Origin of the sequence: Rhodocytophaga rosea, from assembly GCF_010119975.1 — a bacterium.
GTDB classification, from domain to species: Bacteria; Bacteroidota; Bacteroidia; order Cytophagales; family 172606-1; genus Rhodocytophaga; species Rhodocytophaga rosea.
In genome coordinates this window covers 8,622,983-8,642,604 of sequence record NZ_CP048222.1, presented here as the reverse complement: position 1 = coordinate 8,642,604, position 19,622 = coordinate 8,622,983, and the positions used below count along the sequence as shown (strand labels likewise).

Sequence of the window (19,622 nt, the reverse complement as noted above, 5' to 3'; positions counted from 1 at the left end):
CTCAAACACAGGTGAGTGTACAGATTGGGGCAGGGGCCTTTGAGGATGCAGCCGGAAACGAGTTTGCCGGCATTACAAACACCACGAGCTGGAATTTCACCACCGAGGATAAATCAGCCCCTACACTAACAGCGTTTACTCCAGCCAACAACGCTACCAATGTCGCTGTAGATGCTAACTTAGTACTTACTTTCTCAGAAGAGGTACAAGTGGGGACAGGCAATATTGTAATCAACCAGGGAGCTACTTCCCAGACCATTGGAGTAACAAGTGGTGCAGTCAATGTAGCAGGCAATACTGTGACCATCAATCCATCAGTAGATTTCCCCAATAGCGCTACCCTTACGGTGACTGTTCCTGCAGGGGCTTTCCAGGATGCGGCCGGAAATGAGTTTGCAGGGATTGTTGCTACGGAGTGGAGCTTTACTACCGAGGCACCGGCCGATACAGAAGTTCCTACCATTACGACCTATGCTCCGGCAGATGAGGCAGCCAATATTGCCGTTGCTGAAAATTTAGTACTCACCTTCAGTGAACAAGTAGTAAAAGGAACCGGCAATATTACTATTAACCAGGGGACTACCTCTCAGATTATAGATGTGATAACAGCGGCTGTAGTAGTGAATGGCAATCAGGTGACCATCAATCCCCCGGTTGACTTTCCTTCCCAGACGGCCATTAGCGTTGAAATAGCAGCCGATGTGTTCAAAGATGTAGCCGGAAACTCCTTTGCCGGTATTCTTACCCCTACGACCTGGAATTTTACTACTGAAGATATTACTGCTCCCACACTCACTGCCTATACGCCTGCCAATAATGCCACGGAAGTAGCTGTGAATGAGAGTTTAGAACTCACTTTTGATGAGAATGTACAAGCAGGAACGGGAAATATTATTATTAATCAGGGCGAGACTTCCCAAACCATCGCAGTCACAGATGCCGCTGTAACCATTGCGGATAATGTAGTGAGCATTAATCCGGCGGATTTTCCCAATGGAGCTACGATTACCATTTCTATTCCATCAGATATTTTTACCGATGAATCCGGAAATGCCTTTGCCGGGATTACTGCCGCCCAATGGAGCTTTGATACAGAGGCTCCTGCTGATACAGAATCACCAACTGTTATTACATATTCTCCAACTAAAAATATTACTAACGTTGCCTTAGCAAGCAATCTATCTCTTACGTTTAATGAAGAAGTAGTAAGAGGCACTGGAAATATTACTATTACACAAGGTACAACTACACAAACTATTCCGGTTAACGATGCCGCTGTGAGCATTGTTGAAAATGTGGTGACGATCAATCCACCGGCAGCGTTTCCTTCCCAGACCCTTATCAGTGTACAAATCGCACCAGGTGCTTTTAGGGATGTAGCTGGAAATGCCTTTGCCGGAATAGCAGACAATACCACCTGGAGCTTTACTACTGAAGATAAAACAGCTCCAACCTTAACTTCATTAACTCCGGCCACAAATGCTACAGAAATTGCTATTGATTCGGATCTGGTACTCTCTTTTGATGAAGCCGTTAAAGTAGGTACTGGCAATATTGTCATTACTCAAGGCATAACTTCCCAAACAATTACAGTAACAGGCACTTTGGTAAGTGTAAATGGAAATACAGTGACAATTAACCCGGCTGATTTTCCAAATAACGCTATAATTACTATAAGTTTTCCGTCAGGTGTCTTCACAGATCTGTCAGGCAATAGCTTCGAAGGTGTTATAACTACCCAATGGCGGTTTACCACAGAAGCTTTGGCAGATACAGAAGGCCCGGTAGTGAGTATATTTTCGCCTGCTGATGATTCTGAAAATGTAGCCACAGAGGCAAATCTGACCATTACTTTTAATGAAGAAGTAATTAAAGGAACCGGCAATATTACTTTTACGCAGGGAGCTACTTCACAAACCATTGCTGTGACCGATGCCTCGGTAGTGGTGAATGGAACAGAAGTCACTATAAACCCACCAGATGATTTCCCTTCTCAGGCACAGGTGAGTGTACAGATTGGGGCAGGTGCTTTTAAAGATCTGGCCGGAAATAATTATAGTGGTATTCCTAATACGACCACCTGGAATTTTACCACGGAAGATAACACAGCGCCAGCCTTAACTTCATTCACCCCAGCCAACAATGCAACCGAGGTGGCGGTTGATGCCAGTTTAGTGATCGGCTTTAGTGAGCCTATTAAAGCAGGTTCTGGCAATATTGTCATTACTCAACAGGGTATCACCAGCCAGACCATTGCAGTAACTGATGCTTTAGTGAATATAAGCGGAAGTACTGTTACGATCAATCCAGCCGATTTTTTAAATGATGCTGTAATCACAGTGAGTATTCCTGCAGGTATTTTTACTGATGCAGCCGGAAATGAGTTTGCAGGCATCTCTGCTGCAAACTGGAGTTTTACAACAATAAAACCTGCCGATATTGAGGCACCATCAGTTACAACCTATGCACCGGCTGATGGCGCAGAAAATGTAGAAGTAGATGCCGTTTTAACTGTCACCTTTAATGAACTGATAGAAAAAGGTACTGGTAATATTACTATTACCCAGGGGGCTACTTCACAAGTAATTCCTGTAACGGATGCAGCCGTGAATATAAACGGTGCTACTGTTACCATTAATCCGCCCGCTGATTTCCCGGAAGGGGCTGCTATCAGTGTCCAAATTGGAGTAAGCGCTTTTAAGGATACCGCCGGAAATAATTTTGCCGGCATAACCAATACGACCACCTGGAACTTTACAACTGTTCCACCAGCTGATGTTACCCCACCTGCTGTTACTACCTATGCACCTGCCGATGAATCAGTGAATATAGCTGCCGGTACTAACCTGGTGCTAACTTTTAATGAAGCAATAGAAAAAGGCACAGGTAATATTACTATTTTTCAGGGAGCCTCTTCTCAGGTGATACCAGTGGTAAGTGGTAACGTTAGTATTGCAGGAAATGTAGCCACGATTGATGTCACAACTGATATCCCTTCCGGAGCATCGGTTTCTGTACAAATAGAAGCAGGCGTTTTTAAAGATATCGCTGGTAATCTTTATGAGGGAATCCAAAATACAAGCACCTGGAATTTCTCAGTTGCCGATACAGAAGCTCCTGCACTAGTTAGTCTCACACCAGCGGATAATGCTACAAATATTGCTGCTGATGCAGATTTGCAAATTGTTTACAATGAACCTGTAGTAAAAGGTACAGGCAACATCACCATTAACCAGGGGCTGCTTCTCAAACGATTCCGGTAACAGATGCAGCAGTAAGTATTATAGGAGCCACAATAAGTATTAATCCTCCGGCTGATTTCCCGGCAAATACCCTGGTAAATATTCAGTGGCCAGCAGGGGCTTTCAAAGATATATCTGGTAATAACGCGGCTGCTCTCAACAATAATACAGACTGGAATTTTACGACAGCTGCCCCATTAGATGTAACTGCGCCAACTATTTCTACGCTTTCACCTACCGATGAAGCATCTGATATCAATGTAGCAGATAATCTGATACTTACCTTTAGTGAGGATGTAGAAATAGGAGCAGGGAACATCATTATTACTCAGGGGCCCACTACCCAAACCATTACTGTTCCTTCGGGTGATGTAATAGTAAATGGCAATCAGGTGACCATCAATCCAGCAGATTTTCCCAATAGTGCGACCATTACAGTGACTGTTCCTGCAGGGGCATTCACAGATGAATCAGGCAATGCCTTTGCCGGGATTGCTGCAACGGAGTGGAGTTTCTCTACCGAAGCACCGGCCGATACAGAAGTTCCTACCATTACGACCTATGCTCCGGCAGATGAGTCAGCCAATATTGCCGTTGCTGAAAATTTAGTACTCACCTTCAGTGAAGAAGTAGTGAAGGGAACCGGCAACATTACTATTAGCCAAGGGACTACCTCTCAAATTATAGATGTGATAACAGCGGCTGTAGTAGTGAATGGCAATCAGGTGACCATCAATCCCCCGGCTGACTTTCCTTCTCAGACGGCCATTAGTGTTGAAATAGCAGCCGATGTATTCAGGGATGTAGCCGGAAACTCCTTTGCCGGTATTCTTACAACCACTACCTGGAATTTCACTACCGAGGATACGACTGTTCCCACATTAACTACCTTTACTCCGGCAAACAATAGCACCAATGCCGAAATTGATGATAACTTAGTATTGACTTTCAGTGAAAATATAGTAGCCGGTGTTGGTAGCCTTACTATCAATCAAGGTGCCACTTCTCAAACAATTCTGGTTTCCGGTCCCGCTGTCAGCATTACTGGTAATACAGCTACCATCAATCCTTCAGATTTTCCCAACAGTGCTACCATTAATGTCACTGTTCCTGCAGGCGTTTTTGCCGATGCAGCCGGAAATGCATTTGCAGGTATTACTTCTACAGAATGGAGTTTTACCACCGAAGCACCGGCAGATACGGAAGCGCCAACTGTTACTGCCTATACCCCTGCCGATAATGCCACTAATGTTACTTTAGCAAGTGATCTGATTCTTACTTTCAGCGAAGAAGTAATTAAAGGAACCGGCAATATTACTATTACGCAGGGAGCTGCTTCACAAACCATTGCTGTGACCAATGCGGCGGTAGTGGTGAATGGAACAGAAGTCACGATAAACCCGCCAGATGATTTCCCTTCTCAGGCACAGGTGAGTGTACAGATTGGGGCAGGCGCTTTTAAAGATCTGGCCGGAAATAATTATAGTGGTATTCCTAATACGACCACCTGGAATTTTACCACCGAGGATAACACAACTCCTGCCTTAACTTCATTCACCCCGGCCAATAATGCAACCGAGGTGGCGGTTGATGCCAGTTTGGTGATCGGCTTTAGTGAGAATATACAAGCAGGAACAGGAAGTATCATTATCAAACAGGGAGCTACTTCTCAAACTATCCCGATTACTGATCCTGCTGTTAGTATTACTGGCAATATGGTGACAATCAATCCTTTAGATTTCCCCAATAGCGCTACTATCACTGTCACTATTCCGGTAGGCGCTTTCACAGATGAAGCCGGAAATGAATTTGCAGGGATTGCTTCTACGGAGTGGAGCTTTACTACAGAAGCCTTAGCAGATACGGAAGCGCCAATCGTTACAACCTATGCTCCGGCTGATAATGCTAATAATATACCGGTAGGAGAGGTTCTGGTACTTACATTTGATGAAGCTGTACAAAAAGGCTCCGGCAGTATTTCTATAAAATATGGCAGCAGTACACAGCTGATTGAAGTGAGCAGTGCCAGCGTAACCGTAAGTGGTGCGCAGGCGACAATCAATCCTGCCACTGATCTTCCGGAGGGAACAGCTATACAAATTCTTATACAACCTGGCACTTTTACAGATATGGCCGGGAATGCGTTTGCAGGCATTGCAGATGAAACCACCTGGAATTTCTCCACAGAAGACACTACAGAGCCTGTCGTCAGCGAATTGAGTCCTGCGGATGGCGCAAGTAATATTGCCAGAAATACTCACCTGATCCTTACTTTTTCTGAACCTGTACAAAAGGGAACCGGAAATATCACTATTAATGAAGAAGATAATATTCAGATCATCCCGGTAAATAATGCAGCAGTCACTATTTCGGGAGCTGTTGCTACAATCAATCCGCCGGCAGAACTGCTGGGAGGCAAAGAGGTAATAGTAGATATACCTGTTGGCGCATTTAAAGATGTAAGCGGGAATAACTTTAATGGTATTACCAATGCATGGAGTTTTACTGTTGCTGATGAGGATGTACCTGTTGTAACTGCCTTCAACCCGGTTGATGGGGCGACAGATGTAGTTATTGATGCAAATCTGACCATTACTTTTAGTGAGGAAATAGTCAAAGGAACAGGAAATATAGTTATTAATCAGGGAGCCACTTCACAAACCATTCCTGTGACGGATGCAGCTATATCGCTAAATGGCAATCAGGTCACCATCAATCCTCCCGCTGACTTGCCTTCCGGTGCACAGGTATCTATACAAATTTCTGCTGGGGCTTTTAAAGATGTTTCCGGCAATGAATATGCAGGAATTACGTCTGAAACAGCCTGGAATTTTATAGTAAAGGACATTACAGCACCGGTTGTTACCTCCAGGAGTCCGGCCGATAATGCGTCAACAATAGCGGTGGATGCGAATCTGGTGCTTGAATTTAGCGAAACTGTTAAAGTAGGAGAGGGCAATATCACCATAAATAAAGGCACAAATACACAAGTTATTCCTGTTAAAAATCCTGCTTTTGTAAGTGTCAGTGGAAAAACTGCAACGATTAACCCTTCAGATTTTCCCAATAGTGCCAGTGTTTCCATCACCATTCCGGCAGGAGCTTTTACAGATGAAGCCGGTAATGAGTTTGCAGGCATTGCTTCCAGCGAATGGAGTTTTATTACGGAAGAAGCCGCTGACGAAACTGCCCCTGTCGTTACTACCTATACACCTGCGGATGAGGCTACTGCTGTGGCTTTAACGAGTGACTTAGTGCTTACTTTCGATGAAGAAGTAGTGAAAGGAACAGGCAATATGGTGATCTATCAAGGAACTACTTCTCAAACCATTGCGGTGACCGAAACGGAGGTAGTGGTGAATGGCAATCAGGTGACGATTGATCCTGCTTTGGATTTTGCTTCAGCTACCCCTGTGTATGTAACCATCCAGGCAGGTGCTTTCACGGATGTGGATGGCAATGCCTTTGCGGGCATCACAAGTAACACCACCTGGAATTTCACCACCGAAGATAACACAGCCCCTGCCTTAACTTCATTCACCCCGGCTGACAATAGCACAGGTGTCGCCATCGATGCTGACTTAGTGCTTACTTTCACTGAGAATGTACAAGCAGGAACGGGAAATATAGTCATCAATCAGGGAACTACCTCTCAAACCATTGCCGTGACCGATGCTGCCGTTAGCATTGCAGATAATGTAGTAACCATTGACCCTTCAGATTTTCCCAATAGTGCCAGTGTTTCCATCACTGTTGCTGAAGGCGCTTTTACCGATGAAGCCGGAAATGAGTTTGCAGGCATTGCTGCAAGTGAGTGGCGTTTTACTACGCAAGCACCGGCAGACAATCAGCCACCCACGGTTACATCCTATGCTCCTTTGGATAATGCCACAGGCGTGGTGTTATCCTCTGACCTAGTGCTCACTTTTAGTGAAACCGTAGTGAAAGGAGCAGGAACCATTCTGCTCTCTCAGGGCACCACCACCCAAACTATTCCTGTGTCAGATAATGCTGTAACCGTGAATGGCAATGTGGTCACCATTGATCCCCCCACAGATTTTCCTTCCCAGAGTGCTGTCAGTGTTCAGATTGCTGGCGGGGCTTTTACTGATGTGGCCGGAAATGATTATGCGGGTATTACTTCCCCTGATAGCTGGAACTTTACTAGTGAGGACAAAACTGCTCCTGTGGTTACTACTTTTTCTCCGGCAGATAACTTTATCGGGGTGGAAGCCAATGCCAATTTAGTGCTCACTTTTTCAGAAAACATGCAGAAAGGGACAGGCACTATTACCTTGCATCAGGGCCTGACTAGCCAGCAGATCGCAGTGGGCAGCACAGCAGTGACAGTCAATGATAACATTATCACCATTGATCCACCCACTGATTTTCCTTTCCTTGCCACTGTATGGGTAGAGATCCCGGCAGGGGCTTTCATAGATATTTCAGACAATGCATATGAGGGTATCTCTGCGGCCAATGAGTGGAACTTTACGGTGATCGCTTTGATAGACACCACAGATCCCACGCTAACTGCTACCACGCCGGCAGATGAGGCAAGCAAAGTGGGCATAGCAGACAATCTGCAGCTTACTTTCTCAGAACCGGTACAGAAGGGAAGCGGAACTATCACTATTACCCAAGGCACCACCTCACAGCTCATAGCAGTCAGTGATGGGGTGGTAGCGGTGAATGGCTCAACGGTGACGATAGACCCCCCTATAGATTTTCCTTCTCAAACACAGGTGAGTGTGCAAATAGAAGCGGGTACCTTTGAGGATGCAGCCGGAAACGAGTTTGCCGGCATTACAAACACCACGAGCTGGAATTTTACCACCGAAGATAAAACAGCCCCTGAAATCCTTACTCTTACTCCTGCCGATGATCTACTTCAGGTTCCGGTAAATGCTAATCTGGAAATTGTTTTTGATGAAAATATCCAGAAAGGAGCAGGAGAAATCACTATAAATCAGGGTACAACTACACAGCAAATAGCTATTAGCAGTGCGAATGTAACTGTAGATGAGACAAAGGTTACAATTGATATTCCGGATGATATGCCGGCTGGAACAAATGTATATGTGCTATTGCCTCAAGGCGCATTTATAGACCTAAGTGGGAACCCATCTGCATTCATTAACGAAGCAACTGCCTGGAATTTCAGAACAGCTGATCCTATTGATGATACTCCTCCTTCTATAGTAACGTTATCTCCGGCAGATAACTCTACAAATATTCCTATTGATACTGAGTTGGTACTTACTTTTAATGAAGCGGTTAAAGTGGGAACTGGTTCTATAACCATTACCCATAGTGAAGCATCCCAAACGATTCCGGTTACGGACGCAGTCGTTAGTATTTCAGGCAATACTGTGACCATCAATCCAGCAGATTTCCCCAATAGCGCCACTATTACTGTTACCATTCCGGCAGGGGCTTTTACAGATGAATCAGACAATGCATTTGCCGGGATTACTGCTACGGAGTGGGGCTTTACCACCCAAGCACCGGTCGATACAGAAGTTCCTACCATTACGACCTATGCACCGGCAGATGAGGCAGCCAATGTTGCCATTGCTGAAAATTTAGTACTCACCTTCAGTGAAGAAGTTGTAAAAGGAACCGGCAATATTACTATTAATCAAGGCACTACCTCTCAGATTATAGATGTGATAACAGCGGCTGTAGTAGTGAATGGCAATCAGGTCACCATCAATCCTCCGGCTGATTTCCCTTCCCAGACAGCGATTAGTGTTGAAATAGCAGCCAATGTATTTAGAGATGTAGCCGGAAACTCTTTTGCCGGTATTCTTACTCCTACAGTCTGGAATTTCACTACCGAAGATATTACTGCTTCCACACTCACTGCCTTTACACCTGCCAATAATGCCACGGAAGTAGCTGTGAATGAGAGTTTAGAACTCACCTTTGACGAGCCTATACAAGCAGGAACGGGAAATATTACCATTACCCAGGGCGAGACTTCCCAAACCATCGCAGTCACAGATGCCGCTGTAACCATCGCTGACAATGTAGTGAGCATTAATCCGGCGGATTTTCCCAATGGAACCATTATTACAGTTACCGTTCCGGCAGGGGCTTTCACAGATGCCGCCGGTAATGAATTCGCAGGCATTGCTGCCACTGACTGGAGTTTTACCACTGAAGCGGAAGAAGATAATACTGCGCCGGTTGTTACGGCTTTTTCTCCAACAAATGGTTCAACTAGTGTACCAGCAGGTGAGAATCTCATACTCACTTTTAGTGAGCAAATAGCAGCAGGTACAGGAAAAATTACAATCACCCAGGGTACTGCCAGTCAAGAAATTGTGGTGCCAAATGGACAAGTGACAATTGCCGGAAACACAGTTACGATCAATCCGGCGGCTGACCTTTTAGAAGGAGAGGACATTGCCATCCAGATAGAAGCAGGTACCTTTACGGATCTGGCCGGAAATCCATATGCTGGTATTATCAATTCTACTACATGGACTTTCACAACCGAAGAAGCACAGGATGAAACGGCACCTATCGTAAGTGAATATGCACCGGCTGATGGTGAAGTAGATGTTCCATTAAATACTAATCTGGTACTCACCTTTGATGAACCCGTAGTAAAAGGGACGGGCAATATCACCATTACCCAGGGCGCTGATTCGCAAACTATAGCCGTAACTGATGCAGCTGTGAGTGTAAATGGCAATACAGTTACCATTAATCCAACAACTGATTTTGCCGAACAAACACTGGTAAATGTACAGATACAGGCTGGTGCAATTAAAGATGCGACTGGAAATGATTATACGGGTATAGTTGATAATACGACCTGGAATTTTACTACCGCTGCCACCCCAGACAATACCCCTCCAATACTGGCCACTTTAGTACCGGCTAACGATGCAAATAACATAGCAATTGATGCAAATCTGATCGTAACTTTTGATGAACCAGTAATAGCCGGAACGGGGAATATTATTATTAATCAGGGAGCCACTTCTCAAACCATCGCAGTAACGGATGCCTCTGTAACCATCAATGGAAATGAAGTAACGATTAACCCGGCAGATTTTCCCAATGGAACCATTATTACAGTTACCGTTCCGGCAGGGGCTTTCACAGATGCAGCCGGAAATGCGTTCGCAGGCATTGCTGCTACTGACTGGAGTTTTACCACCGAAGCATCTGTTGACACAGAGGCGCCTACAGTTATTACCTATGTACCCGCAGATGGAGCAACACAAGTTGCTGTAGCAAGTAATTTAGTACTTACTTTTAGCGAAACAGTGGTTAAAGGCGAAGGTAATATTGTGATCACACAAGGAGCCACTACACAGGCGATTGCCGTTACTGATGCCGCAGTAACCGTAAACGGAACAGAAGCGACGATAAATCCACCAGATGATTTTCCGGCAGGAACGGATATTTATGTGCAAATTGAGGCCGGTGCTTTTAAAGATGCGGCCGGAAATAATTATGGAGGCATTGCCAATAACACGACCTGGAATTTCACTACCGCTGCTACGCCAGATATTACAGCACCTGTTTTGGATGCTTTTGTTCCAGCAGATAATGCAAACAATATAGCAGTGAATGCCAATCTGGTACTTACTTTTAGTGAGGAAGTAGTAGCAGGAGAGGGCAATATTACCATTAACCAGGGAGCTACTTCACAAATTATAGCTATTACGGATGCGGCAGTGATCATCAATGGAAATCAGGTAACGATTAACCCACCACAAGATTTTCCGAATGGAGCTACTATTTCTGTAACAATCCCAGCCGCTGTGATTAAAGATGCTGCTGGTAATGAATTTGCCGGCATTACCGCTGACAGCTGGAGTTTTACTACCAGTGAAACAGCAGACACCCAAGCACCAACTGTTACTACATATGTGCCAGAAGACGACGCAAATGATATTGACATTGCAGGCAACTTAGTTCTTACTTTCAATGAACCTGTAGAGAAAGGGGCTGGAAATATTACAATTACGCAGGGTGAGGCTACTCAAACCATTGCTGTCACAGATGCCGCCGTGAGTGTAGAAAACAATCAGGTCACGATTAATCCACCAGCAGATTTACCAGAAGGAACCCCTGTTAGTGTGCAAATAGAGGAAGGTGCCATTACAGATGTTGCCGGTAATGAATTTGCAGGCATTGCTGATAACACGACATGGAATTTTACCACCGCTACAACCATAGATGAAACTGCTCCCACACTCACTGCCTTTACGCCTGCCAATAATGCTACGGAAGTAGCTGTGAATGAGAGTTTAGAACTCACCTTTGATGAGCCTATACAAGCAGGAACGGGAAATATTATTATTAATCAGGGGGAGACTTCCCAAACCATTGCTGTCACAGATGCTGCTGTAACCCTTGCGGATAATGTAGTGACCATCAATCTGGCGGATTTCCCTAATGGAGCTACCATAACAGTTACTATTCCGGCAGGGGCTTTCACAGATGCCGCCGGAAATGAATTCGCAGGCATTGCTGCCACCGATTGGAGTTTTACCACCGCAGCAGAAGAAGATATTACAGCGCCAGCTATTACAACCCTGGCTCCAGCGGATGAAGCCATTAATGTTCCAGAAGATGCGAATCTGGTCATTACTTTCAATGAGGCGGTCGAAACAGGAGGAGGGAATATCATTATCAGCCAGGGAGAAACCTCCCAAACCATTGCGGTGACCGATGCCGCTGTAACCGTAGATGGAACTACAGTAACTATAAATCCACCAGATGATTTTCCGGCAGAAACCGCCATCAGTATACAAATGGATACCGGTGCATTTAAGGATCTGGCAGGAAATAACTTTGAAGGAATCATCAATACCACGACCTGGAATTTTACCACAGTTGCTCCGGCAGATATTATAGCACCGGTACTTTCTTCCTTTACGCCTGACCACAACGCAGCAAATATTGGAACAGGCCAGAATATAACACTTACATTCAACGAACCAGTGGTAGCCGGAGCAGGAAATATCACGATTGATCAGGGGAGTACTTCTCAAACCATCGCAGTAACGGATGCCTCTGTAACCATCAATGGAAATGAAGTAACGATTAACCCGGCAGATTTCCCCAATGGAACCATTATTACAGTAACCGTTCCGGCAGGGGCATTCACAGATGCCGCCGGAAATGAATTCGCAGGCATTGCTGCCACAGACTGGAGTTTTACCATTCAACAAGCTCAGGATGAAACCGCCCCTGTTCTGACAGAAACACTTCCGGTGGAAGGTGCTGTGAATGTAGCTGTTAATGAAAATATAACCCTAACCTTTAATGAGAATGTAAAGGCAGGAGGTGGAAATATCACTATCACCCATGGTGCTACTTCTCAAACCATTCCGGTGACAGATGAAGCGTTTGTCAACATTACCGGCAATATTGTAACCATCAATCCGGCTGATTTTCCAAATAGTGCCACGGTTACGGTAACAATCCCGGCAGGTGCTTTCCAGGATGCGGCCGGAAATAATACAGAAGCCATTACCAGAACTTTCTCCGTTACGGCTCCTGCTGATGAAACCGTTCCAATAATATCCAATCTCTCTCCGCCGGATAATGCCACCGATGTAACGGTAAATGCTGACCTGGTCATTACATTCAATGAAGAGGTAAAGAAGGGAACCGGCACCATTACTATTAACCAGGGAGGTACTACTCAAACCATAGATGTCTCGGATGAAACAGTAAACATTCAGGGCACAACCGTTACGATCAACCCACCAGAAGATTTTCCGGCTGGTTCAGCAGTTTCTATTCAAATGCCTGCAGGGGTATTTACCGATCTGGCCGATAATCCATTTGCCGGAATCACTGCTGCCACTACCTGGAACTTTACGGTTGCCAGTCCGGCAGATAATATTCCTCCATTGGTGGTAAGTTTTGCTCCGGCAGATGGGGCACAAAATGTAGCAGCAGGTTCTAACCTGATCATTACATTTAATGAACCTGTAAAAAAAGGAAGAGGCAATCTGATTATCAATCTGGGCAACAGTACACAAACGCTCAATGTGGCCAGTGAGGCTGTTACTGTTCAGGGAAATACGATCACCATTAATCCTCCCGAAGATTTTCCTTCCGGTACCAATGTAAATATACTCATGCTATCCGGGGTGTTTACCGACCTGGCCAATAACTCGTATGCTGGTATTGATAATGCAGAAACCTGGAATTTCTCCGTTCCGGACAATATTCCACCAGTGCGGACTTTGCTGTATCCGCCGGATAATTCTACCGATGTACCACCGAATATCAACCTGATCATGATATTTAGTGAAAACATCAAAAAAGGAACCGGAAATATTACCATCACCAGAGAGGGTACTACCCAGACACAGGTAGTAGATGTAAACAGCGATGCCGTTACCGTTTCCGGAACTACCGTTATTATTAATCCCACTGTAAATTTCCCGGCAGCGTCCACAGTTACCATTCAAATGCCGGAGGGTATATTTACAGACATCAGTGGAAATCCATACTCTGGCATCAGTGATCCTACAGAATGGAATCTTACAATTTCCGGAACCGTTGATGTAATGCCTCCTTCCATAGTTGAATTGCAGCCTCAAGACGATGCGGTAGATGTAGCGCCTACTTCTAATCTGGTCATTACTTTTAGTGAGAATGTTCAGAAAGGCACAGGCAATATTACCATTACACAGGGTGCTACTACGCAGGTGATTCCGGTTACCAGCGAAGCGGTAACTATAGAAGGCACTACTGTTACCATTGATCCGCCGAATGATCTGCCGGAAGGAGCCGCTGTGAATGTTCAGATTCCATCGGGCGTATTTTCTGATGTGTCAAATAATATTTTTGCCGGGATTACGAATGCAACCACCTGGAATTTTACAGTCAATACAGCCACTCCATCGGATAATATTGCGCCAGAGGTAAGTGTGTTATCGCCGGCAGATGATGCCCTGAATGTGCCTTTAGATGCTGACCTGGTGATTACTTTTAATGAGGCCGTGAAAAAAGGAAGCGGACTTATTATAATTCAGCAGAATAATTCAAACCGGATTATCAATGTGAACAATAATGATGTGAGTGTAAATGGCAATGTCGTCACCATTAAAGCGGCTAACTTTCCAGCTAACCGGCCACTCTACATTTTGATCACAGAAGGAACCTTTACCGATATCGCCGGAAATGATTTTGCCGGTATCAATGACGAAACAGGCTGGAACTTTACAACAGGTGCCCCGGTAGACAATACTGCTCCTGCTGTTAGAGCCTATGCTCCGGCCGATAATGCGCAGAATGTTCCGGTTGCTGCCAATCTGGTGTTAACATTCAATGAAACCGTGAAAAAAGGCACCGGAAATATTACCATTACACAGGGCACTACTACCCAGACTATTAATGTAAACAGCAATGCTGTAAGTGTGGCAGCAAATAAAGTAACAATTAACCCGGTTGCAGACTTTCCGCTAAGTACAGCTATATCTGTACAAATGCCAGCTGGTATATTTACAGATAATGCCGGAAATAATTATGCTGGCATAGCAAACGCCACAACCTGGAATTTTACAACAGCAGATCCTGCAGATACTACGCCACCAACGGTAATAACCTATAACCCGGCTGATGGTGCTGCAAATGTAGCAGTAGCTGTTAATTTAAGTATTACTTTCAGTGAGCCGGTAGTGAAAGGCACCGGAAACATCACGGTTACGCAAGGGGCCACTACTCAAACTATAGCCGTAACCAGTGCAGCGGTGAGTGTGAATGGAGCTACTGTTGCGATCAATCCGCCAGCTAATCTTCCGGGAGGAACTGCTATCAGTGTGCAAATTGAGGCAGGCGCTTTCAAGGATACCGCCGGAAATAATTTTGCCGGCATCAACAATACGACCACCTGGAATTTTACAACGGTACAACCGGTAGATACTACGCCACCACAGGGTATTACGCTGTCTCCGGCAGACAATGCCCAGGATGTAGCACCTAATGCCAATCTGGTGATTACATTTAATGAACCAGTAAAAGCAGGAACCGGAACCATTGTGATTAACCAGGGCAATACTTCACAAAGTATTGTGGTGCCAGGGGCCAATATTACCATCGCAGGAAGTACAGTGACGATAAATCCGCCGGCTGATTTTCCGGCAGGCGCTACAATAGGTGTAGAAATACCGCAGGGAGCCCTTACCGACCTGGCAGGCAATGCTTATGAGGGACTTGATGCCACCCAGTGGAGCTTTACTGTAGCCCCAGGTGCCGATACTACGCCTCCGCAGATCAGTACGCTTTCTCCGGTCAATAATGCCCCGAATATAGCTATTGATGTAAACCTGAGTATTACTTTCAATGAAGCAATAGAGAAGGGAACCGGCAATATTCTTATCCGGCAGGGAAATACTATTCTACAAACCATTGCCGTGACCAATGCTTCCGTAACCGTTTCCGGAAATACACTCACCATTAATCCTGCGGCTAATTTGCCGGCAGGCACACTTCTGAATGTTCAATTGGAAGATGGTACAGTAAAAGACCTGGCCGGTAACACCTTTGCCGGAATCACCAACACAACTACCTGGCGCTTTACAACGATTGCCCCTGCTGATACGACACCGCCGGTATTAAGCAGTTTGTCGCCAGTAAATGGTGCTGTTAATGTGACTGTAAATACAAATCTTTCTCTCACTTTTAATGAAACAATCAAAAAGAAAACCGGAGATATTACCTTGACGGTGAATGGCACAGCCCAGGCAATTCCAGTGACAGATGCCTCAGTTACAGTTTCCGGGAATACAGTGACCATCAATCCGGCTTCTGATTTTCCTTTCGGAGCACAGGTGTCTGTAGAAATTCCAGCTGGGGTAATTTCAGATGTAGCCGGTAACAATTTTGGAGGTATTACTGCTGCACAATGGGCGTTTACTATTGTTCCGCCTGTAGATAATACAGCTCCCACCGTTACAGCCTTCAGTCCGGCAGATAATAGCATAGATGTAGAAGTGAATACAGATCTGGTCATTACCTTTAGTGAACCCATAGATAAAGGAACCGGTACTATTGAGATACGCCAGGAAGGAACGCTGCAAACGATACAAGTTACAGACCCTTCGGTTACTATTTCCGGAAATACAGTGACGATCAATCCGGCCAGTGATTTTGAGTATGAAGCCAGTGTGAATATTCAGATGCCGTCGGGTGTGTTTGCAGATAAAGCCGGAAATCCCTATGCAGGTATTGCCAGTGCTGGTATATGGAACTTTGAAACTGCAGATCTGCCTGACCAGGTTCCCCCGGCTATTACCACTTTCTCCCCTGCAGATAATGCTCAAAACGTGAAGTCAGCAGAAAATCTGGTAATTACTTTTAGTGAACCGGTAAAAAAAGGAACTGGTACGATCAGTATTTCGCAGAATGGTACCGTGCAGCAGATTTCTGTAAGCGATGCAGCTGTTACGGTGGCAGGAAATGTGGTTACCATTAATCCGGCAACAGATTTTACCTATGAGGCAGATGTATTTGTGGAAATAGAAGCCGGTGTATTTACAGACAATTCCAATAACAATTTTGCCGGGATTAGCGGAAATGAAGTATGGAATTTCACTATAGAACTAGCGCCTGATACAACAGCACCTACCATTGTAAGTGTAAATCCGGCAGATGATGCTACTAATATTGCACCAGATACAGAACTGACAATTACATTTAGTGAGCCTGTTCAGAAAGGAAACGGAACTATCATTCTCACCCAGGGCACCAGCAGCCAGACCATTGATATCAATAGCAGTGCAATAAGTATAAGCAGTGCAGTATTGACCATTAATCCCGAAACTAACTTCCCGTCTGGCGCAAGTGTAAGTGTACTGATCATACCTGGAGCTATTACAGATCTGGCAGGAAATGCTTTCGCTGGTATCACCGATGCGGCAACCTGGAATTTTACGATACAGGATATTATTGCCCCACAACTCACGGCGATCTTCCCGGAAGATAATGCTACAGGAATTGCTGTGAATACCAATCTGGTGATGAGTTTTGATGAAGAGATTAAGAAAGGCACCGGTGTTATTACCATTTCCGATGGCATTACTACCCAGACCATTGATGTAAATAGCGATGCCGTAATTATTTCCGGAACAACCGTGATTATTAACCCTCCGGCAAATTTTGGTTTTGATGCCACCATTAGCGTTCAGATGGGTTCAGGTGTACTTACTGACCTGGCAGGTAATCCGTTTGCTGGAATCACCGATCCGGCTGCCTGGACTATTACGGTAGCCGGTTTTGTAGATGATGTTCCACCGGCTGTGGTATCTCTTTCCCCGGAAGATAATGCGGTCCTGGTTCCATCAAATACTATTCTGGAAATGGTGTTTAGCGAGAATGTGCAGAAAGGAGCAGGAGCTATTACCATTACACAGGGGGGTATATCAAAAACCATGAATGTAAGTAGTGGCGCAATAAGTATTAATGGAGCTAAAGTTACCATCTTGCCAGACGAGGATTTTGATTTAGGTGCTGAAGTATATATACTGGTTCCCAAAGGTGCTTTCGCTGACTTATCCAATAATCCTTTCGCAGGAATTTTGACGGCTACCGGATGGAATTTTACCATAGACCAGACAGTGCCAGTAAGTATTGTTAATACCAGTTTCCCGGAAGTGATCTTATCCTCAGAAGCCACTACACAAGCGTCTGTTGAACTCAACAGAGTACCCCAGGGTCTCAAAGTAGAATTTGTTTTCAGAGGAATTGCCCGCGAACAATGGCAAAAGCAGACGGTGAGTTCCAGCACCTTAACATTTACAGCCAGTATGCCGCAAGCCAGTTTCGATGAAATAGGATTAGAGTATTATTTTGATATCACCCAGGCTTCCGGCTTTAAAATCGCCAGTGATACCGGGTATACCTATATTCAATATGTAGGCAATGGCCTGGATGTAACTGGGTTAAAGTTTGGTAACCAGGTCAGTGATTACCAGATCATCTCTGTTCCGCTGGAGTTAAAAAACAAGCAGGTAAATGATGTGCTGGAAGATAACCTGGGAGAGTATAATATTAAAAAATGGCGCTTGTTTAATTATAAAAATGAGCTTTTACAGGAATACAAAGATGGCTTCACCACTTTGGAAGCTGGGGAGGCCTACTGGCTGATTGTGAAAAATGAGGCTAATGTGAATACCGGCGAAGGTACTACCCTGAAAGTGCGGAAGGCAAACCCTTATACCTTGTCGCTGAAAAAAGGCTGGAACCAGATTGGCAATCCATATAACTTTAATATTTCCTGGGCAGATGTTCGGACTTACAATAATAATCCGGAAGGCTTGGGTAATCTGCGGCCTTTTGAAGAAGAATTCCTCGACAGTGATCTGTTAATGAAACAAAGAGGGGCATTTGTATTTGTTGAAAATGATATGACCATTCAGATTCCGGTGTTGAAAAATAATACCGCCAATGGCCGGATCAGTGCTGAACAAGAACTTAAATTTACTCCCAATACTTTATGGGAAATCAATTTTGCGCTCATAAGTAAAGAAATGCCGTATCGCCTTGCTGGTTTAGGGATGCATCCGGAAGCCAGCCAGAGCAAAGACCGCTATGATGATATTACGGTTCCAAGGTTTGTAAAATACCTGGAAATGAATTTCAAACATCCCGAGTATTTTGCGCCCGATTTCACCAGAGATATTCGTCCGGTAGAAGAAAATCAGCAATGGGAATTTACCGTAGAATCCAATCTGGAACCACAGGCAGTAAACCTGCAATGGCATTCCTATTTCTCGCAAGGCTATGAAAATGGCAAGAAACTGATGTTGTTAGATGTGAATCATAATAGGATTGTAGATCTGAGCAGGCAAAACCAGTATTCATTCTGGCAGGATTCGTTAACGGCTTTCAGAATGTATTATGGTTCGCCAGAATATATCCGGGAGCACCTGCAATCGTTCCAGACAAGTTTATCGGAAAACTATCCCAATCCTTTCAAGGATAATACTACTATTACGTTTATCTTATCGAAAGTCGATCCTACCTATCAGGTGAAGTTGGAGGTGTATAATGTGAGCGGACAAAACGTAGCTACACTGGTAGAGGGAGCATATGTATCCGGAGCTTATCAGATCAACTGGGATGGAACGGATAACACCGGAAAGAAATTGCCGCCCGGAATGTATATCTATAAGCTGGAAACAAATTCGGAAAGCGGCCCTGCGACCTTTACGAGAAAAATGGTGTTGCAATAAGAAATTACTGAATTACACAAGGTTTGAATAAAAAAATAAATAATATAATTCAGTAATTCAGTAATTCAGTAATTCAGTAATTCAGTAATTCAGTAATTCAGTAATTCAGTAATTCAGTAAAATTCAACGTTAATAATTCATATGATGGGTAAGTGGAATA

Annotated in this window: 2 protein-coding genes; both read left to right on the top strand. The window is 44.7% G+C overall.

Translation table 11 applies throughout. The annotated features are described in order from the left end of the window. The first annotated feature begins 11 nt into the window (after positions 1-11). A complete protein-coding gene (locus GXP67_RS35440; protein WP_162447511.1) occupies positions 12-3,263 on the top strand; it encodes an Ig-like domain-containing domain in 3,252 nt (1,083 codons plus the stop codon). After that, a complete protein-coding gene (locus tag GXP67_RS35430) occupies positions 3,254-19,462 on the top strand; it encodes an Ig-like domain-containing protein (protein ID WP_394351995.1) in 16,209 nt (5,402 codons plus the stop codon). The genes GXP67_RS35440 and GXP67_RS35430 overlap by 10 nt, the downstream gene beginning before the upstream one ends. Positions 19,463-19,622 lie beyond the last annotated feature (160 nt).